16 protein-coding genes and 2 pseudogenes are annotated in these 22,918 nt (G+C 66.9%); 4 read left to right on the forward strand and 14 right to left on the reverse strand.

Annotated features, from left to right (window positions below):
• Nucleotides 1-69: 69 nt before the first annotated feature.
• From ACIPR8_RS06140 to ACIPR8_RS06150, 3 genes and pseudogenes are all read right to left on the reverse strand, one after another.
• Nucleotides 70-3,234 carry an efflux RND transporter permease subunit gene (locus ACIPR8_RS06140; protein ID WP_132864273.1) on the reverse strand — a complete coding sequence of 1,055 codons (3,165 nt, stop codon included), beginning with the start codon at nt 3,232-3,234 and terminating at the stop codon, nt 70-72.
• A 30-nt stretch (nt 3,235-3,264) separates the two neighbouring features.
• Nucleotides 3,265-4,437, reverse strand: a pseudogene (locus ACIPR8_RS06145) (efflux RND transporter periplasmic adaptor subunit); the annotation flags it as partial.
• Nucleotides 4,434-5,105: a TetR/AcrR family transcriptional regulator gene (locus ACIPR8_RS06150; protein ID WP_446540438.1), complete on the reverse strand. Its 672-nt coding sequence runs from the start codon at nt 5,103-5,105 to the stop codon at nt 4,434-4,436. The pseudogene ACIPR8_RS06145 and the gene ACIPR8_RS06150, both read right to left, overlap by 4 nt.
• Nucleotides 5,106-5,343: 238 nt before the next feature.
• Between ACIPR8_RS06150 and ACIPR8_RS06155 the strand changes: the two genes are divergently transcribed.
• From ACIPR8_RS06155 to ACIPR8_RS06170, 4 genes are all read left to right on the forward strand, one after another.
• Complete coding sequence (locus ACIPR8_RS06155; RefSeq protein WP_446540439.1) at nt 5,344-10,323, forward strand: NAD-glutamate dehydrogenase; 4,980 nt, start codon at nt 5,344-5,346, stop codon at nt 10,321-10,323.
• Nucleotides 10,324-10,541: 218 nt separating this feature from the next.
• Complete coding sequence (locus ACIPR8_RS06160; protein WP_446540440.1) at nt 10,542-11,306, forward strand: NAD kinase; 765 nt, start codon at nt 10,542-10,544, stop codon at nt 11,304-11,306.
• A gap of 78 nt (nt 11,307-11,384) precedes the next feature.
• Complete coding sequence (locus tag ACIPR8_RS06165; protein ID WP_192288513.1) at nt 11,385-12,329, forward strand: 5'-nucleotidase; 945 nt, start codon at nt 11,385-11,387, stop codon at nt 12,327-12,329.
• A 407-nt stretch (nt 12,330-12,736) separates the two neighbouring features.
• The gene (locus tag ACIPR8_RS06170; protein WP_446540441.1) at nt 12,737-14,110 is read left to right on the forward strand and encodes a flavin-containing monooxygenase; all 1,374 of its coding nucleotides are present in this window, start codon (nt 12,737-12,739) and stop codon (nt 14,108-14,110) included.
• Nucleotides 14,111-14,231: 121 nt separating this feature from the next.
• On the opposite strand, the pseudogene ACIPR8_RS06175 reads toward ACIPR8_RS06170, so the two are convergent.
• The 11 genes and pseudogenes from ACIPR8_RS06175 to ACIPR8_RS06225 form a co-directional block, all read right to left on the reverse strand.
• Nucleotides 14,232-14,779: pseudogene (locus ACIPR8_RS06175) on the reverse strand (DUF2939 domain-containing protein).
• A gap of 16 nt (nt 14,780-14,795) precedes the next feature.
• Nucleotides 14,796-15,299 carry an SRPBCC family protein gene (locus tag ACIPR8_RS06180; RefSeq protein ID WP_446540442.1) on the reverse strand — a complete coding sequence of 168 codons (504 nt, stop codon included), beginning with the start codon at nt 15,297-15,299 and terminating at the stop codon, nt 14,796-14,798.
• Nucleotides 15,300-15,337: 38 nt separating this feature from the next.
• The gene (locus tag ACIPR8_RS06185; protein ID WP_446540443.1) at nt 15,338-16,024 is read right to left on the reverse strand and encodes a DUF2461 domain-containing protein; all 687 of its coding nucleotides are present in this window, start codon (nt 16,022-16,024) and stop codon (nt 15,338-15,340) included.
• Nucleotides 16,021-17,463: an exodeoxyribonuclease I gene (sbcB, locus tag ACIPR8_RS06190; RefSeq protein ID WP_446540444.1), complete on the reverse strand. Its 1,443-nt coding sequence runs from the start codon at nt 17,461-17,463 to the stop codon at nt 16,021-16,023. Before sbcB ends, ACIPR8_RS06185 begins: the two co-directional genes overlap by 4 nt.
• A complete protein-coding gene (locus ACIPR8_RS06195) occupies nt 17,463-18,833 on the reverse strand; it encodes an FAD-dependent oxidoreductase (protein WP_446540445.1) in 1,371 nt (456 codons plus the stop codon). Before ACIPR8_RS06195 ends, sbcB begins: the two co-directional genes overlap by 1 nt.
• A gap of 19 nt (nt 18,834-18,852) precedes the next feature.
• Nucleotides 18,853-20,127, reverse strand: coding sequence for a kynureninase (gene kynU / locus ACIPR8_RS06200; protein WP_446540446.1), 1,275 nt, complete (start codon nt 20,125-20,127; stop codon nt 18,853-18,855).
• A 55-nt stretch (nt 20,128-20,182) separates the two neighbouring features.
• Entirely contained in the window at nt 20,183-20,710 is a 528-nt protein-coding gene (locus ACIPR8_RS06205) for a 3-hydroxyanthranilate 3,4-dioxygenase (protein WP_132864260.1), read from the reverse strand.
• A gap of 101 nt (nt 20,711-20,811) precedes the next feature.
• Nucleotides 20,812-21,474, reverse strand: a complete 663-nt coding sequence (gene can, locus ACIPR8_RS06210) for a carbonate dehydratase (RefSeq protein WP_192288522.1) — start codon at nt 21,472-21,474, stop codon at nt 20,812-20,814.
• 77 nt (nt 21,475-21,551) lie between these two features.
• Nucleotides 21,552-22,190, reverse strand: coding sequence for an FMN-binding negative transcriptional regulator (locus ACIPR8_RS06215; RefSeq protein ID WP_446540447.1), 639 nt, complete (start codon nt 22,188-22,190; stop codon nt 21,552-21,554).
• A 9-nt stretch (nt 22,191-22,199) separates the two neighbouring features.
• A complete protein-coding gene (locus ACIPR8_RS06220) occupies nt 22,200-22,514 on the reverse strand; it encodes a hypothetical protein (RefSeq protein ID WP_313251001.1) in 315 nt (104 codons plus the stop codon).
• Nucleotides 22,511-22,816, reverse strand: a complete 306-nt coding sequence (locus ACIPR8_RS06225) for a hypothetical protein (protein WP_446540448.1) — start codon at nt 22,814-22,816, stop codon at nt 22,511-22,513. The genes ACIPR8_RS06220 and ACIPR8_RS06225 overlap by 4 nt, the downstream gene beginning before the upstream one ends.
• Nucleotides 22,817-22,918: the final 102 nt, after the last annotated feature.

Genomic DNA, 22,918 nt, shown 5'->3' on the forward strand with positions numbered 1-22,918 from the left:
CTCCTACAGCGTGCCCAAAAAAAACCCCGGCATTGCCGGGGCTTTTTGTTTGCCGGTACAGCGGGAGGATCAGCGATCCACCTGCGCCGTGCGTACCTTGTGCTGCTCCAGGTACTCCTTCGACGGTTCGTCGAGCTTGTCGCCGAGCACGCGGCGTACGCACACGAAGAACAGCGGGATCAGCAACACGCCGATGAGGGTGGCGAACAGCATGCCACCGATCACGCCGGTACCCAGCGAGTGACGGGCGTTGGCGCCGGCACCGGTGGAGATCGCCATCGGCAGGACGCCCAGGATGAAGGCGAAGGAGGTCATCAGGATCGGGCGGAAGCGCAGGTGCGCCGCTTCGATCGTGGCCTCGCGCAGGGTCTTGCCCATGGCGCGCTGCTCGACCGCGAATTCCACGATCAGGATCGCGTTCTTCGCCGCCAGGCCGATCACCGTCACCATGCCGATCTTGAAGTACAGGTCGTTCGGCAGGCCGCGCATCAACGAGAACACCACCGCACCGAGGATGCCGATCGGCACCACCAGCAGCACCGCGACCGGGATCGACCAGCTTTCATACAGCGCGGCCAGGCACAGGAACACCACCACGATGGACAGCACCATCAGCAGGGTGGCCGCGTTGCCCGCCAGGATTTCCTGGTAGGACATGCCGCTCCAGTCGAAGCCGAAGCCGGCCGGCAGGTCGTCCTGCACCAGCCGTTCCATCGTTGCCATGGCTTGGCCCGAACTGCCGCCCGGTGCCGGCGAACCGACGATGTTGACCGCCGAATAGCCGTTGTAGCGGTTCAGTGCGGGCGGGGCGTAGATCCACTCGGACTTGACCACCGCACTGAGCGGGATCATCGACGACTGCCCGTCGGCGTCCTTGCTCAGCGAGCTGGGCACGTAGTAGCTGCGCAGCGATTCCGGGCCGGTGCGGTAGGCCGCGTCGGCCTGCATGTTCACGCGCTTGATGCGGCCGGCGTAGAAGAAGTCGTTGACGTACACCGGCGCCAGCATCATCTGGATGGCGGTGTAGACGTCGTTGACCTTCACGCCCATGGTCTGCGCCTGCACGCGGTCCACGTGCAGCTGCAGCTGCGGCGAGTTCTCCAGCGTGTTGGGACGCACCGCGGTCAGCGACTTGTCCTGTGACGCGGCGCCGAGCAGGGTGTTGCGCGCATCCATCAGCGCATCCTGGCCGGCACCGGCACGGTCCTGCAGCCACATGTCGAAACCACCGAACTGGCCCAGGCCCTGCACGGTCGGCAGGTTGACGAAGAAGATCTGCGCGTCCTTGATGCCATACGCCTTCTGGTTCATCTTCTGGATGAACTCCGGCGCGGTCTCCTTGCGGGCGTCCCAGTCCTTCAGGCGGACGAAGGCCATGCCCACGTTCTCACCGGAGCCGATGAAGCTGAAACCGGTGATCTGCATCAGGCCTTCGAAGGCTTCTTCCTTCTCCAGCGTTCCCAGCAGCTGGTCGAACACGGCGCTGGTGCGGCTCTTGGTGGCGCCCGGCGGCAGCTGCACGATGGCCAGTGCGTAGCCCTGGTCTTCCTCGGGCAGGAAGCTGCCCGGCAGGCGGGTGAACAGGAAGCCGCACAGCACCAGCAGCAGCGCGAACACCATCAGCCAGCGTGGGCTGTGCTTGATGACGCCGCCGACCGTGCCGACGTAGCTCTTCTCCAGCTTGCCGTAGTACTTGTTGAAGGTGCGGTAGACCCAGTTCGGGTTGTCGTTGTGGGTCGGCTTGAGGAAGGCCGCGCACAATGCCGGGGTGAAGGTCAGCGCCAGCAGCGCCGAGAATGCCATCGACATGGCGATGGTCAGGGCGAACTGCTTGTAGATCTCGCCGGAGGCGCCCGGCTGCAGGGCGCTGGGGATGAACACCGCGGCCAGCACGACGGTGATGGCCACCACCGCGCCGGTGATCTGGCCCATCGCCTTCTGCGTGGCCGGCTTGGGGTCGAGCTTTTCCTCGCTCATGATGCGCTCGACGTTCTCGATCACCACGATCGCGTCGTCGACCACGATGCCGATCGCCAGCACCATCGCGAACAGGGTCAGCTGGTTGATCGTGAAGCCGATCGCCAGCATGCCCATGAACGTGCCGAGCAGCGCCACCGGGATGACCAGGGTGGGGATGATCGTGGCGCGGAAGTTCTGCAGGAAGATCAGCATCACCAGGAAGACCAGCACGATGGCTTCGATCAACGTGTGGATCACTTCCTTGATGGAGATGTTGACGAAGGTGGTGCTGTCATACGGGGTGAACCAGCTCACGCCCGGCGGGAAGCTCGGGGCCAGCTCGTCCATCTTGGAGCGCACCGCCTTGGACACGTCCAGGGCGTTGGCGCCGGGCAGCAGCTGGATGGCGAACACGGCCACCGGCTTGCCGTTGTAACGGGTGTCGAAGCCGTAGTTGCTGGCGCCGAAGGCGACGCGGGCGACGTCCTTCAGGCGCACCACGCTGCCGTCCGCGTTGGCGCGCAGGATGACGTTCTCGAAGTCTTCCGGGGTGCTGAAGCGGCCTTCGGCGACCACCGTGGCGGTGAAGGCCTGGTCGGACGGGGTCGGGTCGCCGCCCACCGAGCCGGCGGCGAACTGCAGGTTCTGGGTGCCGATGGCGTTGTACACGTCGCTGGCGGCCAGGTGGTAGCCCTGCAGCTTTTCCGGGTTCAGCCACACGCGCATGGCGTACTCGGAGCCGAACTGCTGGGTGCTGCCGACGCCCGGCACGCGCGATACCTGCTCCAGCACGCGTGCACCGACGATGTCGTTCAGGGCATCGCGGTCCACGCTGCCGTCATCGGAGCGCACGCCGATGGCCATCAGGAAGCCGGCGTTGGCCTTGGCCACCACCACGCCCTGCTGGGTCACTTCCGAGGGCAGGCGCGGGGTCGCCAGCGACACCTTGTTCTGCACCTGCACCTGGGCGATGTCCGGGTCGGTGCCGCTGTCGAAGGTCAGCGTGATGGTGGCGCGGCCGTTGGACGAGGACGACGAGCTGAAGTACATCAGGTTGTCGATGCCGGTCAGCTGCTGCTCGATCACCTGGGTGACCGATTTTTCCGTGGTGGACGCGCTGGCGCCCGGGTAGTTGGCGGTGACGGTGACCTGTGGCGGGGCCACGCTGGGATAGGACTCGATGCCCAGGTTGAGGATCGAGATCACGCCACCCAGCGAGATCAGGATCGCCACCACCCAGGCAAAGACCGGATGTTCGATGAAAAATTTAGGCATGACGGAGTTCCGTTAGTCCTTCTTCGCCGGTGCCGGTGCCGGCGCCTGTGCGGGGGCACCCGGCTGGGCGGCGGCCTGCGGCTGCCACGGCTTGGTCGTGGCCGGGGCGCCTTCCTTGACCTTCTGCAGGCCCGAGACGATGACCTTGTCGCCGCCGGCCAGGCCGGAGGAGACCAGCCAGCTGCCCGACTGCTGGCCATCGAGCACCACGTCCTTGCGCACGACCTTGCCATCGGCGCCGACGACCATCACGTAGCCGCCGCGGGTGTCGCGCTGCACCGCCTGCTGCGGCAGCAGGAAGGCGTTGTTGCGCGCGCCCAGGTTGGCCTTGAAGCTGACGAACGAGCCCGGCAGCAGGATGCGGTCCGGGTTCGGCAGCACCGCGCGCAGCGACACCGCGCCGGTGGCCGGGTCGACCGTCGGCGAGGAGAAGTCCAGCGTGCCTTCGTGGGCGTAGGCGCTGCCGTCGGGCAGGTTGACCTGCACGGTGGTCTTGCCGTCGCCGGCCAGTGCCAGCGTGCCCTTGTCCTGGGCGGCACGCAGGGCGCTCAGCTCATCGGCGGTCATCGAGAAGTTCACGTACAGCGGGTCGATCTGGTCGACCGTGGTCAGCAGGGTCACATCGCCCTGGCCCACCAGGGCACCTTCGGTCACCTGCGCCTTGCCGGCCAGGCCGGTGATCGGCGAGGTGACGCGGGCATAGCCCAGGTTGATGCGGGCATTGGCCACCGCGGCCTCGGCCTGCTGCACGGCGGCGGCGGCACTGCGCTCGGCGGCCACGGCGTTGTCCAGGTCCGACTGCGACACATACTTCTGTGGTGCCAGCGAACGGGCGCGGGTGGCGGTGGCGCGGGCGTTGGCCAGGGTGGCCCGGGCCGAGGCAAGGGCGCCCTCGGCCTCGTTGAGGGCGGCACGCAGCTGGGCCGGGTCGATCAGGAACAGCTCCTGGCCTTCCTTGACGTTGCTACCTTCCTCATAGACGCGCTTCTGCAGCACGCCGGCCACGCGCGCGCGCACGTCGGCCGAACGGTACGGGGACAGGCGGCCCACCAGCTCGCGCTGCAGCGGCAGGGTTTGCGGCTTGGCCTCGACCACGCCGACTTCCGGAGGCGGGGGAGCGGCCTGCTCCTGCGGCTTTTTGCAGGCCGCCAGCGAAATTGTCGCGGCGCAGGTAAGGGCGAGGAGACGGAGCGGGGCAGTCATCGGGGGAAAACTCCGGGGGTTCTTGATTTGTTGACGGAACCAGGAATGCCAGTCGGCGGTACCGGAAAGGCGCGCAGGAAGGCATCGATGGCGAATTCGGCCCAACGGTGGCGCTTTTCCGGCGTATCGCGATGGGGGGCGTGAAAGCGTTGGCGTTCGAAGTCCTGACCGGCAAGCATGCTGATCAGCAGTTCGGCCATGAACTGCGGATCGTCATGGATCAGGCGGCCTCTCGCCATCTCGGTTCGTAACCATTCAGTTATCTGACTGCGCACCGCGTCCGCGCTGAGGTTGTACAGGGTACGCGCCTCCTCGTGAAACTGGTTTGCACTGATGGCCAGCAATTGCGCGGTCTGGCGGATGCGGGGCTGGTTGCGGTGTTCCAGGTAGTGGATGGCGAATTCCACCAGGATCTGCCGCAGCGGCCGGCTGTCGCCCTTGATCAGCTGCGCGGTGGTGGTTGCCACGTGCTGCTGCATCACCAGCCGCAGCAGGTTGGTCTTGGAGCCGTAGCGGCTGTACAGGGTCTGCTTGGAACAGCCGACATGGGCGGCGACCGCATCCATGCTCAATTGCATGCCGTGGGTGGCCAGCAACTCGCCCACGGCAGCGAACACGGGCTGGTCCCGTGCCTGGGTGCGCGGCGGAGAGGAGGGCGGGGTGTTCACTTTCTGGACTATACCGTCCAGTACACAATTAGTACAGCGGCGCGAAACCCGACGGAATCGGCATGGCCGGAAATTGGTTGGGAAAGGCTTCAGGATGAAGAATATCCCTTGAAAACAGCGGTTTCGTTACATCTTCATTGCAATTTTGGCGCCGTGATTGCGGCCATGCAGCACAGCTATTTTTGTTGCCGGGGATACAATCGCCGCACCTTCAACGAGCCCTACCCGAAGCTCCGACATGAAATCGCAAAAGCCTGCTGCAAAGTCCGTCAAACCGAAGAGCACGCCCCTGGCCAAGCACGTCCCCGCCGACGCTGCGCTGTCGCTGGAGCCGGTCTTCGCTGCCCTGCGCAAGCGCTATCCCGCCGCGGCGCAGGCCCAGGCGGTCGCATTCGCCTCGGCCTTCTACAAGCGCATGGAAGGGGACGAGTTCAAGCTGCACTCGGCCGATGACTGGGCCGTGCTGGCCGCCGGCATGCTGGAGTTCGCACGTACCCGCAAGGCGGGCAAGGCCAACGTCCGCGTGTTCAACCCGACCCTGAAGGCCGATGGCTGGGAGTCGGCGCACACCGTGTTGCAGATCGTCAACGACGACATGCCGTTCCTGGTCGACACCGTGACCCTGGCGCTGGCCGAGCAGGGCGTCGGCGTGCATGTGCTGGGCCACCCGGTGATCGCCATTTCCCGCGACAAGGCCGGCAAGCTGGCTGGCGTGGGTGAGGGTGCGCTGGAATCGGTGATGCTGCTGGAGATCGATCGCCAGCCGGCGGCCGAGCTGGACGCAGTGGCCAAGCGCGTGTCCGAAGCGCTGGACGACGTGCGTGCCATCGTCAAGGACTGGGAGCCGATGAAGGCCAAGGCACAGGCGCTGGCCGATGACCTGGGCAAGCGTGTGCTGCCGGTCAGCAAGGCCTCGCGCGTGGAGGCGCAGGAGTTCCTGCGCTGGGCCGCGGACAACCATTTCACCTTCTTCGGCTACCGCGAATACAAGGTCGAGAAGCAGGGCAAGGAAGAAGTGCTGGTCGCCCAGAACGGCACCGGCCTGGGCCTGATGCGTGGCAAGGACACCTCGGTGGCGCGCCCGGTCAAGGGCCTGGCCGCGCAGGGCCTGAACACCAGCGGCGGCCTGGACGACGCGCTGATCCTGACCAAGACCAATGCCCGCTCGCGCATCCACCGCGGCGGCTACATGGACTACATCGGCGTGCTGGAGTTCGACGCCAAGGGCAAGATCATCGGCGAGCAGCGCTTCCTGGGCCTGTTCACCTCCAGCGCCTACAACCGTCGCCCGTGGGAAATCCCGCTGGTGCGCCAGCGCTATGAAGGCGTGATGCAGCGCTCGGGCCTGAGCCTGTCCAGCCACAGCGGCAAGGCACTGCGCCACATCCTGGAGTCGCTGCCGCGCGAGGAGCTGTTCCAGTCCAGCCAGGATGAGCTGTTCCGCACCGCCATCGGCGTGCTGGGCCTGCAGGAGCGCGTGCGCAGCCGCCTGTTCCTGCGCCGCGACAAGTTCAGCCGTTTCATTTCCGCGCTGGTGTTCCTGCCGCGCGAACGCTTCAACACCGACGTGCGCCTGCGCATCGAGAGCCTGCTCAAGGATGCGCTGCAGGGCGAGCACGTGGACTCCAGCGTGGTGCTGGGCGACTCGCCGCTGGCCCAGGTGCACCTGATCGTGCGCCCGAAGGCCGGCCAGAGCCTGGAGCTGGATACCGAAGGCCTGGAAAAGCGCCTGGCCCACGTGCTGCGCAACTGGCAGGACGACCTGCGTGAAGCGCTGGTCGCAAGCCACGGTGAAACCGAAGGCCTGCGCATCGCCGCCCGCATCGGCAAGGCACTGCCGGCCGGCTACATCGAGGACTCCAGCGCCGAGATCGCCGCGGCCGACGTGGCCCAGCTGGACGCGCTGACCGGTCCGGAAGACCTGCGCCTGAGCCTGCAGTCGATCCGCCGCGACGACGTCGATGGCCTGCGCCTGAAGCTGTACCGCCAGCTCGACGACATCCCGCTGTCGGACGTGCTGCCGATGATGGAGAACATGGGCCTGCGCGTGGTCGCCGAGCGCCCATACCGGCTGATGGTCGATGACGCGCCGGTCTACGTGCAGGACTTCGAGGTCGAATCGACCGTGCCGGGCATCGATGCGGCCGCCGCCAATGCCGGTTTCAGCGATGCCTTCGCCCGCGTGTGGCGCGGCGACGCCGAGAACGACGGCTTCAACCGCCTGGTGCTGGCCGCCGGCCTGGACTGGCGCCAGGTCTCGATGCTGCGTGGCTACTGCAAGTACCTGCTGCAGATCGGCGTGCCGTTCTCGCAGTCCTACGTGGAAGGCACCTTCAGCCGCTACCCGCTGCTGGCGCGCCTGATCGTGGAGCTGTTTGAAGCCCGCTTCGACCCGACCCCTGCCGTGGACGCCGCCGCGCTGGACGCCCAGCTGGCCCAGTTCAAGGCGCTGGCCGGTGGCGACGCGGCCACCCTCAAGCTGCTCGACGGCGTGGTCAAGGCGCGCAAGGGCAGCCGCGATGCACGCATGGCGCTGGTCCACGAGGTGCTGGTCAAGCTGCTCGACGGCGTCTCCAGCCTGGACGAGGACCGCATCCTGCGCAGCTTCATCGGCGTGATCGAAGCCACCCTGCGCACCAGCTACTACATGCCGCGCAAGGACGGCCTGCGTGCCGATGGCGGCCCGGCCGACTACATCAGCTTCAAGTTCGATGCCGCCAAGGTGCCGGACCTGCCCAAGCCGCGCCCGTACCGCGAGATCTTCGTGTGCGGCCCGCGCGTGGAAGGTACCCACCTGCGCTTCGGCCCGGTGGCCCGTGGCGGCCTGCGCTGGTCCGACCGCCGCGAGGACTTCCGCACCGAGGTGCTGGGCCTGGTCAAGGCACAGATGGTGAAGAACACCGTGATCGTGCCGGTCGGCTCGAAGGGTGGCTTCTTCGCCAAGCAGCTGCCCGACCCGTCGGTGGACCGCGATGCGTGGTTCGCCGAGGGCGTGGCCTGCTACAAGCGCTTCATCAACGGCCTGCTGGACATCACCGACAACATCGTCAACAACAAGATCGTGCCGCCGGTGGGCGTGGTGCGCCATGACCTGGACGATCCGTACCTGGTGGTGGCCGCCGACAAGGGCACCGCGACCTTCTCCGACACCGCCAACGGCATCGCCCGCGCGCACGGCTTCTGGCTGGACGACGCGTTCGCTTCCGGTGGTTCGGTCGGCTACGACCACAAGGGCATGGGCATCACCGCGCGCGGCGCGTGGGAGTCGGTCAAGCGCCACTTCCGTGCACTGGGCCGCGACTGCCAGAAGCAGGACTTCACCGTGGTCGGTATCGGCGACATGTCCGGCGACGTGTTCGGCAACGGCATGCTGCTGTCCGAGCACATCCGCCTGGTCTGCGCGTTCGACCACCGCCACATCTTCCTGGACCCGAATCCGGTGGCGGCGAGCTCGTTCAAGGAACGTGCGCGCATGTTCACCGTGCCGCGCTCGAGCTGGGCGGACTACGACAGCAAGCTGATCAGCAAGGGCGGCGGCATCTACCCGCGTTCGCTCAAGTCCATCGAGATCACCCCGCAGGTGCGCGAGGCCTTGGGCATCGATGCCAGCATCAAGGCGATGACCCCGACCGACCTGATCAACGCCGCGCTGAAGGCGCCGGTGGACCTGCTGTGGAACGGCGGCATCGGCACCTACGTCAAGTCCTCCACCGAGACCAACGCCGACGTGGGCGACCGCGCCAACAACGCGCTGCGCGTCAACGGTGGCGAGCTGCGTTGCAAGGTGGTGGGCGAGGGCGGCAACCTGGGCATGACCCAGCTGGGCCGCATCGAGGCCGCGCAGGTGGGCGTGCTGCTCAACACCGACTTCATCGACAACTCGGCCGGTGTGGACACCTCCGACCATGAAGTCAACATCAAGATCCTGCTCAACGACGTGGTGCGCGCCAAGAAGCTCACCGTCGACCAGCGCAACAAGCTGCTGGCGTCGATGACCGACGAGGTCGCCGAGCTGGTGCTGATGGACAACTACCGCCAGAACCAGGCGCTGAGCCTGATGGAGCGCATGAGCGCGACCCGCCTGGGGTCGAAGCAGCACTTCATCCGCACCCTGGAACAGCAGGGCCTGCTGGATCGCCAGATCGAGTTCCTGCCGTCCGACGCCGAGCTGTCGGCACGCAAGCTGCGTGGCCTGGGCCTGACCCGCCCGGAGCTGGCGGTGCTGCTGTCGTACTCCAAGATCGTCGCCTTCCAGCAGCTGCTGGAATCGGACATCCCGGAGGACCCGTACCTGTCCAAGGAGTTGCTGCGTTACTTCCCGCAGCCGCTGCAGAAGAAGTACGCCGATGCGATGGACCGCCACCGCCTGAAGCGCGAGATCATCGCCACGGCGGTGACCAACCAGACCATCAACCGCATGGGCGCCACCTTCCTGATGCGCATGCAGGAGGACACCGGCCGCACCGTGGCCGAGGTCGCCAAGGCCTACACCATCAGCCGCGAGACGCTGGATGCCCGTGCGCTGTGGACGCAGATCGACGCACTCGACGGCACCCTGCCGGAGGCCGTGCAGGTCGATGCGCTGGAAGTGATCTGGAAGCTGCAGCGTTCGTTCGTGCGTTGGCTGCTGAACCGTCCGGGTGCGATGCCGGGCATCACCGCCGCGGTCGATCGCTACCAGGGCCCGTTCAACGACATCCGCGTCGCCTCGGGCGTGCTGCCGGATTCGCAGCGCCCGGCCTACGAGGCCAGCGTCAAGCAGTGGAAGGAGAAGGGCCTGCCGGCGGCACTGGCACAGCAGCTGTCCGAACTGCACTTCCTGGAGCCGGCGTTTGACATCATCGAGCTGGCGCGTACCCGCAAGCTCAAGCCGGTGGACGTGTCCAAGGTCCACTTCCGCCTGGGCGAAGCCCTGCAGATGCCGTGGCTGTTCGAGCAGATCGACGCGCTGGAGGTCAATGGTCGCTGGCATGCGGTGGCCCGTGGCGTGCTGCGCGACGAACTGGCCGCGCACCAGCGCAACCTGACCGGCCAGGTGCTGTCGATGAAGGGCGCCTCGGCCGAGGCCAAGGTGGCGGCCTGGTTGAACCGGGACGACAGCAGCCTGCGCTTCACGCTGTCGATGCTGGCCGAGTTGGCCGAGCAGAAGACGCTGGACTACCCGACCGTGTCGGTGGCGGTGCAGCGCCTGGGCCAGTTGGCCGCGCACGGCGTCTGAAGCTGATGGTTTGAAGGCCGGGCCTGCGCGAGCGGGCCCGGCCTTTTTTGTTTCCGGTGTTTCTGTTTTTCCCTCACCCCAACCCCTCTCCTGCGGGCGGGAGAGGGATTGGGGTGAGGGCAAGAGGCAGCAACAGGAAACCCCACGCATGAAAGCAATGCTGTCGCTTCAGCCGCAGCGGGTTATCCTCGCCCCCAGAGCCGAACCCGAAGACGCCCGTGTCCCCCCGAATTGCTTTCCTGGCCAGTTCCGTCGACGCCGCGCAGCAGGCCCGCGGCACGCTGGCGGCCCGCTATGGCGACCATGATCCGGAAAATGCCGACGTGATCTGCCCGTTGGGCGGCGACGGCTTCATGCTCCAGACCCTGCACCGGCACGGCAACAAGGGCAAGCCGGTGTTCGGGATGAAGCTCGGCACGGTGGGTTTCCTGATGAACCACCACCGCGACGAAGACCTGGTCGAACGCCTGGCCCAGGCCGAGCCGGCGCACCTGCGCCCGCTGGAGATGATCGCGCTGACCGAATCCGGTACCAGCACCGGCTCGCTGGCCTACAACGATGTCTCGATGCTGCGGCAGACCCGCCAGGCGGCGCATATCGGCATCGACCTCAATGGCCAGCAGCGGGTGGAAGAGCTGATCTGCGACGGTGTGCTGGTCTCCACGCCGGCCGGCAGCACCGCCTACAACTATTCCGCGCATGGTCCGATCCTGCCGCTGGGCTCCAACACCATCGCTTTGACTCCGCTGGCCCCCTACCGGCCGCGCCGCTGGCGCGGGGCGATCCTCAAGGCCGACACCGAGGTGCGCTTCCGGGTGCTGGACCCCTACAAGCGCCCGGTCAGCGTCACCGCCGATTCGCACGAAACCCGCGACGTGGTGGAAGTCACCATCCGCGAATCGCGCGAGCGCCAGGTCACCTTGCTGTTCGACCCCGAGCACAACCTCGAAGAGCGCATCCTCAGCGAGCAGTTCATGTTCTGAGTGGGCGGCGTGACCGCCGTTGCACGGGGTTCCGGGTAGACTGGGTCCCGCTCCTCGATATCACTGGGTTCCTCGTTCATGGGTGACAACACTCCCCGGCTCCTCACCGTCGCGGTGACTTCGCGCGCCTTGTTCGACCTCGAGGAAGGGCATGCGTTGTTCGAACGCGAAGGGGTGGAGGCCTACGCGGCCTACCAGCGCGAGCACGAGGACGACATCCTCAAGCCGGGCGTGGCTTTCCCGGTGGTACGCAAGCTGCTGGCCCTCAACGACGGTGCACCGGAAGACACCCCGCGGGTGGAGGTGATCCTGTTGTCGCGCAACTCCGCCGACACCGGCCTGCGCATCTTCAACTCGATCCAGCATTACGGGCTGGACATCGTGCGCGCCACCTTCACCGCCGGCGAGCCCACCTGGCCGTACGTGAAGCCGTTCGGCACCGATCTGTTCCTGTCGGCCAACCCCGAATCGGTGCGGCGTGCATTGGTGCATGGCATCGCCGCGGCGACGATCCTGCCGCAGAGCGCCGCCGACGTGCTCGCCGCCACCGCCGCGGCAACCGATACCGGGCGTCCGAGCACCCAGCTGCGCATCGCCTTTGATGGTGACGCGGTGATCTTCAGCGACGAGAGCGAACGCATCTCGCGCGAACAGGGCGTCGAGGCATTTGGCCGGCACGAACGCGAACGCGCGCACGAGCCGCTCAGTGGCGGCCCGTTCCGCAACTTCCTTTCCGCCCTGCATGCGCTGCAGGCGGCCTTTCCGGCCGGCGAGGCGGCGCCCATCCGCACCGCGCTGGTCACCGCGCGTTCGGCACCGGCGCATGAGCGCGTGATCCGCACCCTGCGCGAATGGGGGGTGCGCCTGGATGAAGCCCTGTTCCTGGGCGGCCGCCACAAGGGGCCATTCCTGGAAGCCTTTGGCGCGGACATCTTCTTCGACGATTCGCAGCACAACATCGACAGCGCACGCCAGCATGTGACCGCCGGCCACGTGCCGCATGGCGTCGCCAACCCCGATTGATCCGCGGCAGGAGCAACTTCGGTCGCGAGGCCAACACTCCTCGCCGAGGATCGCTCGGCGCTGCCGTGGTCGGTTTGCAAACCGCCATGCAACGCATGTTAGGATGAAACCGCTTTCGCGGGCCTAGTCTTGACCCAGCGACAATCCTGTCGCGTCCTTTTCCATCTGCACGCAAGCGGCAGATCACCCGCCCGCACAGCACCCACCCGGTGATGAAGGGGCGGGGCCTGTTCCCCGATCGGTGGCTTGAATTCGCCAATCCCTCGTCGTGCTGCCTTGCGTGGCGGCCGGGTGTTTCGCGCGCGGCGCGGGACCGGACGCATTGTCTCTCCCGCCCGTGCATAACGCGCCCTTGCGCAGTGTTGTCGTGCCTGCACGGCAGCAGCTACACAGGAGAAACAACCCGAATGACCATGCGTATCGCCATTCTTGGTGCCGGCCCGAGCGGCCTGGCACAACTGCGTGCATTTGAATCCGCCCGCCGCGCGGGTGCACAGGTACCGGAGATCGTCTGCTTCGAGAAGCAGTCCGATCTGGGGGGGATGTGGAACTACACATGGCGCACCGGGCTGGATGCCTATGGCGAACCTGTACACGGCAGCATGTACCGCTACCTCTGGTCGAACGGCCCGAAGGAAGCGCTGGAATTCGCCGATTACAGCTTCGAAGAGCATTTTGGCCGCCCGATCGCCTCCTACCCGCCGCGCGCCGTGCTGCGCGACTACATCATGGGTCGCATCGAGAAGAGCGGCGTGCGCGACCAGATCCGCTTCAACATGGCAGTGCAATGGGTGGACTATTCCGAGCAGACCCAGCGCTTCACCGTGACCGTGCGTGATCTGAAGAAGGACGAGCTGGCAAGCGAGGAGTTTGACCGCGTCATCGTCGCCACCGGCCATTTCTCCACGCCGAACGCGCCGTTCTTCGAAGGGCTGGAGCGCTTCCCGGGACGCGTGCTGCACGCGCATGACTTCCGCGATGCCTGCGAGTTCACCGGCAAGGACCTGTTGCTGGTCGGCAGCAGCTATTCGGCCGAGGACATCGGTACCCAATGCCACAAGTACGGTGCCAGGTCGGTGACCTACAGCTATCGCAGCGCGTCGATGGGCTATGACTGGCCGGAGGCATTCGACGAGCGGCCGCTGCTGCTGCGCGTGGAAGGCACCACCGCGCATTTCGCCGATGGCAGCAGCAAGGACGTGGATGCCATCGTGCTGTGCACCGGCTACCAGCATCACTTCCCGTTCCTGCCGGATGCGCTGACCCTGCGCACCCGCAACCGGCTGTACCCGCCGGACCTGTACAAGGGCGTGTTCTGGATCGACAACCCGAACCTGATCTACCTGGGCATGCAGGACCAGTACTACACGTTCAACATGTTCGATGCGCAGGCCTGGTACGCGCGCGACGTGATCCTCGGGCGGATCGCCTTGCCGGAGGGGATGCGGATGCAGGCCGACAGCCAGGACTGGATGGCCCGTGAGGAGGCCACCACCTCGGTCGAGCAGGACATCGATTTCCAGACCGCCTATGTGCGCGACCTGCTGGATGCGACCGACTATCCCGACTTCAACGTCGAAGCGGTTGCCAACCTGTTCAAGCAGTGGAAGCACGACAAGAAGGACGACATCCTCGGCTACCGCAACTGCAGCTATCGCTCGGTGCTGACCGGTACCCTCGCGCCGCCACACCACACGCCGTGGATGGAGGCGATGGATGATTCGCTGGAGGCGTTCCTGGCCGACAGCGTGGTCGAGGAACCGCAGCGGCGTATCGCCTGAGCGGGGAGGGCGCCGACAACCGGCGCCCTGATAGTGCCGGGCCATGCCCGGCACGGAATACCCGCAACGCTGCGTGGCTGCGCGCTGCGTTGCAGGGGGCGTTTCGCACGTGGACGCGCGGCTACGGCGTCTGCAGCGGCAACTGGATTTGGTCAGCCGCCAGCGCAGTCCTTGCCGGCTCAGCACGAACACCACTTCGCGGCCATCCTCCAGGCGGGTGGTGGCGGTGAAGCGCGACAACGATTCGTAGTGGCCCTGGGTGTTGGCCAGGGGCTTGGCCGGCGCGGGCGGGCCCCAGGTATCGCCATTGGCCGTGTTGCCGATGGCACGCTTCCACAGGCTGTCGCCCTGCAACAGGGCGGCCACGCCGATGGGGGTCACCATCGTGTCGACGCCGGCGCCGGTCACGTTGCTGGCCACGCCCAGCAGCACCGCGCCGAAAAGATTGGACTGCGCGTCGGGACCGGCCTTGCGCACCATGTAGTCGCTGAGCTGGGCCTTGAGGTTGACCCGCAACGCCGGGAAGTCGACGTGACGTTGCAGGCGGCCGGTGTCGCGTTCCTCGATGGCGCGGCTGATGCCGTGGATGGCGAGGTAAGGGCCGCCAATGACATAGCCGGCCAGCGCCAGGGCGACCAGGATGACTGCAGGAAGGATCCATTTCTTCATCGTCTGCTCCTGCGGCTCACTGCCGTCCGCCGGCCTGCGATTCGGCCCAACGACGCAGCATCACCAGGGTTTCGGCCCACGCCTGGCTGCAGAAGCCGAAGTACTCGCTGTCGGGGTCCCAGCCCAGGTGCTGGAACTCCACCACGGTCATCGGCTCGCCTTCGTGCGGCAGGCCGCGCCACGCGCCGGGGCTGGCCCGGCGCGAGAGGTCGAAGCGGATTTCGGTCCCGGCCCAGGACGAGGCCGGGCTGAGCGCCGGGTGATGGCTGATGACCTCCAGCCGCACGCGTTGGCCGGGTACGGCCTCCAGCAGCTTCATCGCCACCACGCCATGCGCGCCACCGGGGTTGTGGCTGATGACCGGCTCGCCATCGATGACATGGTGCTGGTGGGGGATCCACCAGCGGCTCAGGCCCTCGGCCGAGGCCAGGGCTTCATAGACGGTGGCCAGGGGAGCGTCGATCCAGAGCTGGTGGTGGATGCTGGCCATGGCAGTGGGGTCCGGGAGGGTTGCAGGCAAGGTTGCCGCAAATCCGTGTTGGCTGCGTGAACCCCGGCTCAGAACTCCAGGTCCAGCGCCGCGCACAGGTAGTCGACGAACGGTGCCAGCGCGGCCAGGTCCTTGGCCAGTGTCTGGCGCAGGCGCGGCCCGGTCATGGTGTCGTCGTCGATGGCGCGCCACAGTACCCAGTTGCGATGCTTGAGGTCGTCGATGAACTCGAAATCGGCGGGGAACCCGCGCGGCGGGCGCACCAGTTTCTCGCTGGTCTCGAAGTCGTAGCGCTTGCGCACCGCCGGCGCGTGCGCGGCGGCCTTCCAGCTGCCCGGGTTGTCGAAGATGAACTGACGCAGCTTGCGCTGGGTGTCCGGTTCCGGATGCCAGATGCCGGCACCGATGAAGTTCTCGCCCGGTGCCAGGTGGATGTAGTACGACGGCGCGGGGACTTCCTTGCGGCGTTCGTGGAACAGCCGTGCGCCCTGCCAGGTCTTGTATGGCGTCTTGTCGTTGGAGAAGCGCGAGTCACGGTAGATGCGGAACAGCGAACCACCGACGGTGCGTGGGTCGGCACGGAAGTGCGCGCTGACCTCGGTCAGGTCTGGCTGCAGGTCGGTGATCAGGCGCAGGAACGGCTGCCGTACATGGTCTTCGTACTGCTGCTTGTGCTCGGCAAACCAGGCCTTGTCGTTGTGCCGGGCCAGGCCGCGCAGGAATTTGTAGCTGGCGTCGCTGAAGTACTGGGTCATAGCGTGGTCTGCAGGTCGTTGCCCCACTGGTCCAGCGCGTCGAGCAGGGTCAGGGAAGCCGGGTTGTCCTGGTGTTCGGAACGGAGTGCGGTGATCTGCGCGAAATACGCCGGCAAGGTCTGTTCGGACAGGCTGGGCACGTCGAGCAGTCGCTGGCGACGATACGCATCCCAGCGTGAGCGCGCGGTCGCATCCAGCGATTGCGGGTGGTTGCGGGCGCGGTAGCGGAACAGCAGCTCCGGCAGGCGCGGGTCACGGAAGCGTTGTTCCAGCGCCTGGAGTGCCTCCGGTGGGGCGGTGCGGACCTTGCTCAGCAGGCCCTTGTCGCCTTCGGCCAGGAAGCCGTCGTACAGCGAGGCGTCGGCGTCGACCGGGCCTTCCTGGCCGCGTTCGCGGGCGAACACCTGACGGGCCTTCTCGGCCAGTGCCGGGCCGATCGCGCGCAGCCTTTCGGCCTTGGCTTCGACCTCGGCCGGGTCGATGGCCAGGCGCTGGAAGTCGGGCGCGCGCAGGTGGTTCCAGGCCACCAGCGCCGGCACCTTGTTGAGGTGGACCTCTTTCAGTGGTACGCGCTGCTGGCCTTCGGGCAGGTCGGCGGCGCGGGTGTACAGGCGCTGGGTGATCTCCTCCACCGACAGGTCCATCAGCGCGTCGACGTCGCCTTCCAGATCGAACACGATCACCCGGTTGTTGATATGCGGGTGGTGGGCCAGCGGCAGTACCGGGGCCGCGCACAGCCGGCTGGCCGGGTAGCGCATGGAGATGTGCAGTACCGGCTGCATCGCCACCACGTCGAGCAGGCTGGCGACGAAGCGCTTGTCGCGCAGGCGCAGCGCGTACTCCCACATGCGCGGCTGCGCCTGCTGGAAGCGACGCGCCATGCCGATGGTGGCGTAGACGTCGGACAGTGCCTCGTGGGCATCGCCTTCGCGCACGTCGTTGGCCAACGCGAGGTGTTCCAGCTTGAACGAGGTGGCGCCGTCCTCGCGGGTGGGCCACTGGATGCCCTCCGGGCGCAGTGCGTGGACCAGGCGCAGCATGTCGAGCAGGTCCCAGCGCGAGTTGCCGCTGCGCCACTCGCGTTCGTACGGATCATGGAAGTTGCGGAACAGCCCGTAACGGACGAATTCATCGTCGAAGCGCAGCGTGTTGTAACCCAGCGTGCAGGTCTTCGGGCGTGCCATCAGCTCCTGGATGCGGGCGAACGCCTCCGCTTCGCTGACGCCTTCGGCCAGCGCGTGCTGCGGGGTGATGCCGGTGATCAGCGTGGCGATGGGCGAGGGCAGCAGGTCATCGGCCGGCTTGACGTAGAAGCTGACCGGCTCGTCGATCACGCGCAGTTGCGGGTCGGTACGGACCGCGGCGAATTGCGCGATGCGGGTGCGGCGTGGGTCCTGGCCGAAGGTCTCCAGGTCGTAGAACAGGAAGCTGTCGGCCATCAGTGCGCGCCCTCCAGTACGGGCAATTGCGCGTGCACGACCTGCTCCAGCGCGGCCCAGTCGATGTGCGCCAGCGTGTCATGGCCGGCGGTGGCGTCGGCCAGGATGCGCTGCTGGATGCGGGTGCGTTCCAGCGCGAGCGCATAGGGCGTGTGCAGGAAGGTGACCATCGTGTAGTGCGGGACGAAGCGGGTCGGCCAGCGCGCCTGCAGGGCCTGTTCCAGCTCGCGCTGCAGCAGGAAGGCCGGGTCGGCGACGCGGTCGCGCATCTCCAGGTAGTTGTCCAGCGCCATCTGCTGGATGGCCGCGGCATTGGGCTTGCGCTCGGCCTCGAATGCAGCGAAGGCGTCTTCGGTGGTCGCGCATTCGGCCAACGTGCGGGCCAGCACCACGCAGTCCTCGAACGCGCAGTTCATGCCCTGGCCGTGGAACGGCACCATCGCGTGCGCGGCATCACCGATCAGCACGGCCTTGCCACCCTGGTGCCAGCGGTCCAGGTACAGCGTGCCGAGCAGGCCCGGCGGGTGTTGTTCCCAGTCCTGGCGCAGGTTGGGGATCAGCGCCAGCGCATCAGGGAAATCGCGCTGGAACAGGGCCTCGGCTTCGGCACCGCTGCGCACCGTGGCGAAGCTTGGCTCCCCGGCGTTGGGCAGGAACAGGGTGACGGTGAAGGTGCCCTCGTCGTTGGGCAGGGCGATGCACATGTACCGGCCACGTGGCCAGATGTGCAGGGCATTGCCCTCGATCAGGAAGCGGCCGTCCGGACCGGGCGGGATCTCCAGTTCCTTGTACGAGTGGTCGAGGAAATCGATGCGCTCGCCCAGCGGTGACTTGCGGTTCATCGCCGCGCGCAGCGCCGAACCGGCGCCGTCGGCGCCGATCAGCGGTGTGTCGAAGTGGATGTCATGCGGCGAGTCATCGCGGTCATCGATGAAGCGGGCGTAGCCGGCATCGAAATCCACCGTGTGCAGGCGCCGGTGGAAATGCACCTGCGCACCGGCCTGCTCGGCCAGCTGCAGCAAGGTGACATTGAGGTCCTTGCGGTGCACTGACCAGATCACCTCGCTGTCGTCGCGCCCATACCGCTGCAGCTCCTCGCTGCCGCCACGCGGATGCACCATGCGCCCGCGCATCATCACCGTGCGCGCCATCACGGCGTCTTCCACGCCGGCCTGGCGCAGCGCGTTGCGCCCGCGCTCGGCCAGGGCCAGGTTGATCGAGCGGCCGGACTCGTAGTCGGCCACGCGCGGATCGCCGCGACGTTCGTAGATGGTGATGCGCCAGCCCTGGCGGGCCAGCAGGATGGCGAGCAGCGAGCCGGCCAGGCCGGCGCCGATCAGGGTGAGGCTGCGGGGAGCGGTCGTGGTCAAATGCAGGGGTTCCGTAGGCTCAGACACCGGCCCAGGCTTCCACTTCGTCGATGAAGCGGTAGACATCGCGGTAACGGTTGTACATCGGCGTGGGCGAGATGCGGATCACGTCCGGTTCGCGCCAGTCGCCCAGCACGCCCACCGATTGCAGGTATTCGAACAGCGAGCGGCCCTGGCTGCGGCCGCCGTTCACGCGCAGCGACAACTGGCAGCCGCGGCGTTCGAGCTCGCTGGGGGTGATGACCTGCAGCACTTCGCCCAGGCGCGCGCGGACCATCGTTTCCAGGTAGCCGGTCAGCCGCTCGGACTTGGCCCGCAGCGCCGGCATGCCGGCTTCGTCGAACAAGGCCAGCGAGGCCCGCAGCGGGGCCAGGCCGAGTACCGGCGGGTTGCTCAGCTGCCAGCCTTCGGCGCCGACTTCCGGCACGAACTGCGGCGCCATCTGGAAGCGGGTGGCCTGCTCGTGGCCCCACCAGCCGGCAAAGCGCGGCAGCGTGGTGTCGTTGGCATGGCGCTCGTGCACGAAGCAACCGGCGACCGCGCCGGGGCCGGCATTGAGGTACTTGTAGTGGCACCACACCGCGAAGTCGGGGGCGATGTCGTGCAACGCCAGCGGCACATTGCCGACCGAATGGGCCAGGTCGAAGCCGATGTTGGCGCCGTGTGCACGCGCCAGCCGGGTGATCGCGTCCAGGTCGAACACCTGGCCGGTGCGGTACTGCACGCCCGGCCACAGCACCAGCGCCACGCGCTTGCCGTTGCCGGCGATGGCGCGCTCGATCGCGGCCATCGAAATGGTGCCGTTGGGCTCGTCCGGCTGGACCTCGATCAGGTCGGTGTCCGGGTTGAAGCCGTGGAAGCGGATCTGCGCCTCGACCGCATGGCGGTCGGTCGGGAATGCGCCGGCTTCCATCACGATGGCCGGACGTTCGGCGGTCGGGCGGTAGAAGCTGACCATCATCAGGTGCAGGTTCACGCTCAGCGTGTTCATCGCCACCACTTCGCCGGGCAGCGCGCCGACCACGCGGGCCAGCGAGTCGCGCACCAGCCGGTGGTAGCTCATCCAGTGCGTGGGACCGGTGAAATGGCCCTCCACGGCAATGCTCGCCCACAGGTCCATGACTTCCTGCACCATCGCCTTGGCACCCTTGGGCTGCAGGCCCAGCGAGTTGCCGACGAAGTAGATCTGGTCCTCGGCGTCGTGCTGCGGGATCAGGAACTGCTTGCGCAGGTGGCGCAGCGGATCGGCAGCATCCAGTGCGGTGGCGTGGGCCGGGGACAGGGTTTCGTTCATCGGTGTGCGGGCGTCGAGAAAGAACCCGCAGTGTACCCCGGCACCGCGCCCCGGCTCAGGCCTCCGGGGTGGCCGGCTGGGGCAGCGGATGGACCGTGCCGCATTGCGTGCAGGTCCGGTGCTGCAGCGAGGAATGGAAGCGATCGAAGACCTTGGGCAGGTCGGTCTCGATGTTCTTCAACGGGAAGAACTCCTCGTAGATCTTGTGGTTGCAGCTTGGGCAGAACCACATGAATCCATCCAGTTCATGTTCCAGCCGCTTGCGCTCGACCACCAGCCCGACCGAGCCGGGCATGCGCTGCGGCGAATGCGGCACGCGCGGCGGCAGCAGGAAGATCTCGCCGGCCCGGATCGGGATGTCGCGCACCGTGCCGTCTTCCTGCACGCGCAGCACCATCTCGCCTTCCAGCTGGTAGAACCACTCCGGGCCTTCGTCCCAGTGGTAGTCGCTGCGGCTGTTGGGGCCGCCGACCACCATCACGATGAAGTCGCCGTTCTCGATCATCTTGTTGCCGACCGGCGGCTTGAGCAGGTGGCGGTGTTCCTCGATCCAGCCAGGCAGGTTGATGGGGGAAGCAAGCATGCGGATGTCCCGGCGGAAGGTTTGCCTTCTCCCGCCGACGGGAGAAGGTGCCCCGAAGGGGCGGATGAGGGAGCTCTTTTGCGTAAGCCCAAACGTACGACTCAGTGCCGCTTGCCGCGCCGCGGCACGAACGACAATGCCTTCTCGTAGGCCGGCTGCAGATCTTCCGGCGCACCGACGTCGATGCCCATCTCGCTGACCCGGCCGTCGCGCAGGCTGTAGACCCAGCCGTGCACCATCAGCTTCTGGCCGCGTGCCCAGGCGTCCTGCACGATGGTGGAGTGGCAGGCATTGACCACCTGCTCGATCACGTTCAGTTCGCACAGGCGGGCGTGGCGCAGCTCCGGGTCCTCGATCTGGGACAGGATGTCGTTGTGCTTCTGCGCGACATCGCCGACGTGGCGCAGCCAGTTGTCGGCCAGGCCGACGCGCACCTTGTTCAACGCCGCATGCACGCCGCCACAACCGTAGTGGCCGACGATCAGGATGTGCTTGATCTTGAGCTGGTCCACCGCGTACTGGATCACGCTCAGGCAGTTCAGGTCGGTATGCACCACCACGTTGGCGACATTGCGGTGCACGAACACCTCGCCCGGCGCCATGCCGATGATCTGGTTGGCCGGCACGCGCGAGTCGGAGCAGCCGATCCACAGGTATTCCGGGTTCTGCTGCTTGGCCAGCTGGTGGAAGAACTCCGGGTCTTCACGTTCGATCCGGTCCGCCCATTCGCGGTTGTTCTGCAGCAGCTTGAGGATGTCTTTCATCGTTGGGATTCCCTTGCGATCAGGTAGGAGAGGGCGCCGCACCGCGGGGCGGTGCGACGTCGCGGGAAGCGTTGTCGTCAGTCGTCGCCGGCCAGTCCGCGGCGGAACCGGCGCATCCACTGCGCAAGTTCGCGGTTGTCGGCATCGGCCAGCGCATCGAGGGCATCGATGACGGCCAGCTGGTTGGATTCGGGATGGTTCTGGCTGAACTTCAGCGTGAGTTCGGTGCGCTGTGCCTGGAAGCGGAAGCCGATGATGCCGCGCAGCATGCGCTGGTGGGGCGCATGGTCGCGTTCAAAGCGCCAGGCCTGGCCGGCGCGGGCCTCGAAATGGTCGCTGAGCTGTTCCAGCAGGTGGGAAAGGCTGTCGGCGTCATCGAAGGTGTGCAACTGGCCGGTCAACTCGGCGCCGGCATGGTTCCAGGTCGGGACCCGCGAGGCGGCCTCCTTGTCCGGGTACCAGCTGGCCGACACATAGCCGTGCGGTCCGTTGACCAGCACCTTGGCCGCGCCGGAATGGCGGGCCTGCGGATTGGGCCGCGCCCAGTGGCCGCTCAGCTCGATCCGGTCACCCTCACGCCGGTACAGCACCGGCAGCCGGGTGGCTTCCGGCAGGCCGTCGGCGCCGAGGGTCAGCACGGTGACGAACGGGTCGCGCGCCAGCAGCAGGTCCAGCCAGCGCAGATCGGTTTCGGCGAAGGCGGCCGGGGTGAACATCGGCCCGGATCAGGCCCGCCCGCCGAGCAGTTGCACCATGCGTCCGCGCAGGGCGTCGTCATCGCTGGCCTGCGGTGGCTGCACCTCGCTCAGCGAGAAGCCGCGTGCCAGCGCATCCTCTTCGTCCAGGCCGTCGTAGGCCACGAATTCGGCGTCGAACAACTGCGCGCGGGCGGTGTCCTCGCTGTCATAGCTGAGCGTGTTGCCGTCGCTGTCCAGCACCTCGGCGGTGCCGGCCGGGCGCACGCGCAGGCGTGCCCAGATCAGGGTGTTGCCGAGATGGGCCAGCCACCACTGGTCGGTGGGCGTGTCGGAGTCGTTCATTTCAGTACCAGGGAATAGAGCCAAAGCAGGCCGGCCATGCCCAGCCCGAACCAGATCACGTACAAGGCGATCCGGGCCGGGGTGGCCAGGCCGCTGAGCGCGCGGTCATCGAGCGCGCGGTAGCGGCCGCTGATCAGCCAGCGCAAGGCCCTGCCATCGAGGAAGGCGAACTCGCCAAAACCGTCCGCAACCGCCGGATGGCGGTCACGGACATGCACCAGCGTCAACGGCCAGAAGATCAGCAGCGCGCTGAACCCGGCGATCGCCACGCCGACGAAACACAGGGCGAAGAACAAGGTCATGCGCGTGGCGCCCGGTGACGGCAAGCAAGGGCAGGGCGGACAGCCGTGCCATGGGCGGTGACGGTGTTCACGGCGACCTGCTTTCTCATCACAAGGCTCCTG

The sequence above is a fragment of the Stenotrophomonas sp. LARHCG68 genome (genome assembly GCF_052871705.1).

Excerpts from the sequence above, each read along its gene's own strand:
- ACIPR8_RS06140 (WP_132864273.1), bottom strand. The coding sequence starts at position 3,234 with ATGCCTAAATTTTTCATCGAACATCCGGTCTTTGCCTGGGTGGTGGCG.
- ACIPR8_RS06155 (WP_446540439.1), top strand. The coding sequence starts at position 5,344 with ATGAAATCGCAAAAGCCTGCTGCAAAGTCCGTCAAACCGAAGAGCACG.
- ACIPR8_RS06165 (WP_192288513.1), top strand. The coding sequence starts at position 11,385 with ATGGGTGACAACACTCCCCGGCTCCTCACCGTCGCGGTGACTTCGCGC.
- ACIPR8_RS06170 (WP_446540441.1), top strand. The coding sequence starts at position 12,737 with ATGACCATGCGTATCGCCATTCTTGGTGCCGGCCCGAGCGGCCTGGCA.
- ACIPR8_RS06185 (WP_446540443.1), bottom strand. The coding sequence starts at position 16,024 with ATGACCCAGTACTTCAGCGACGCCAGCTACAAATTCCTGCGCGGCCTG.
- sbcB (WP_446540444.1), bottom strand. The coding sequence starts at position 17,463 with ATGGCCGACAGCTTCCTGTTCTACGACCTGGAGACCTTCGGCCAGGAC.
- kynU (WP_446540446.1), bottom strand. The coding sequence starts at position 20,127 with ATGAACGAAACCCTGTCCCCGGCCCACGCCACCGCACTGGATGCTGCC.
- ACIPR8_RS06205 (WP_132864260.1), bottom strand. The coding sequence starts at position 20,710 with ATGCTTGCTTCCCCCATCAACCTGCCTGGCTGGATCGAGGAACACCGC.
- can (WP_192288522.1), bottom strand. The coding sequence starts at position 21,474 with ATGAAAGACATCCTCAAGCTGCTGCAGAACAACCGCGAATGGGCGGAC.
- ACIPR8_RS06215 (WP_446540447.1), bottom strand. The coding sequence starts at position 22,190 with ATGTTCACCCCGGCCGCCTTCGCCGAAACCGATCTGCGCTGGCTGGAC.
- ACIPR8_RS06220 (WP_313251001.1), bottom strand. The coding sequence starts at position 22,514 with ATGAACGACTCCGACACGCCCACCGACCAGTGGTGGCTGGCCCATCTC.
- ACIPR8_RS06225 (WP_446540448.1), bottom strand. The coding sequence starts at position 22,816 with ATGACCTTGTTCTTCGCCCTGTGTTTCGTCGGCGTGGCGATCGCCGGG.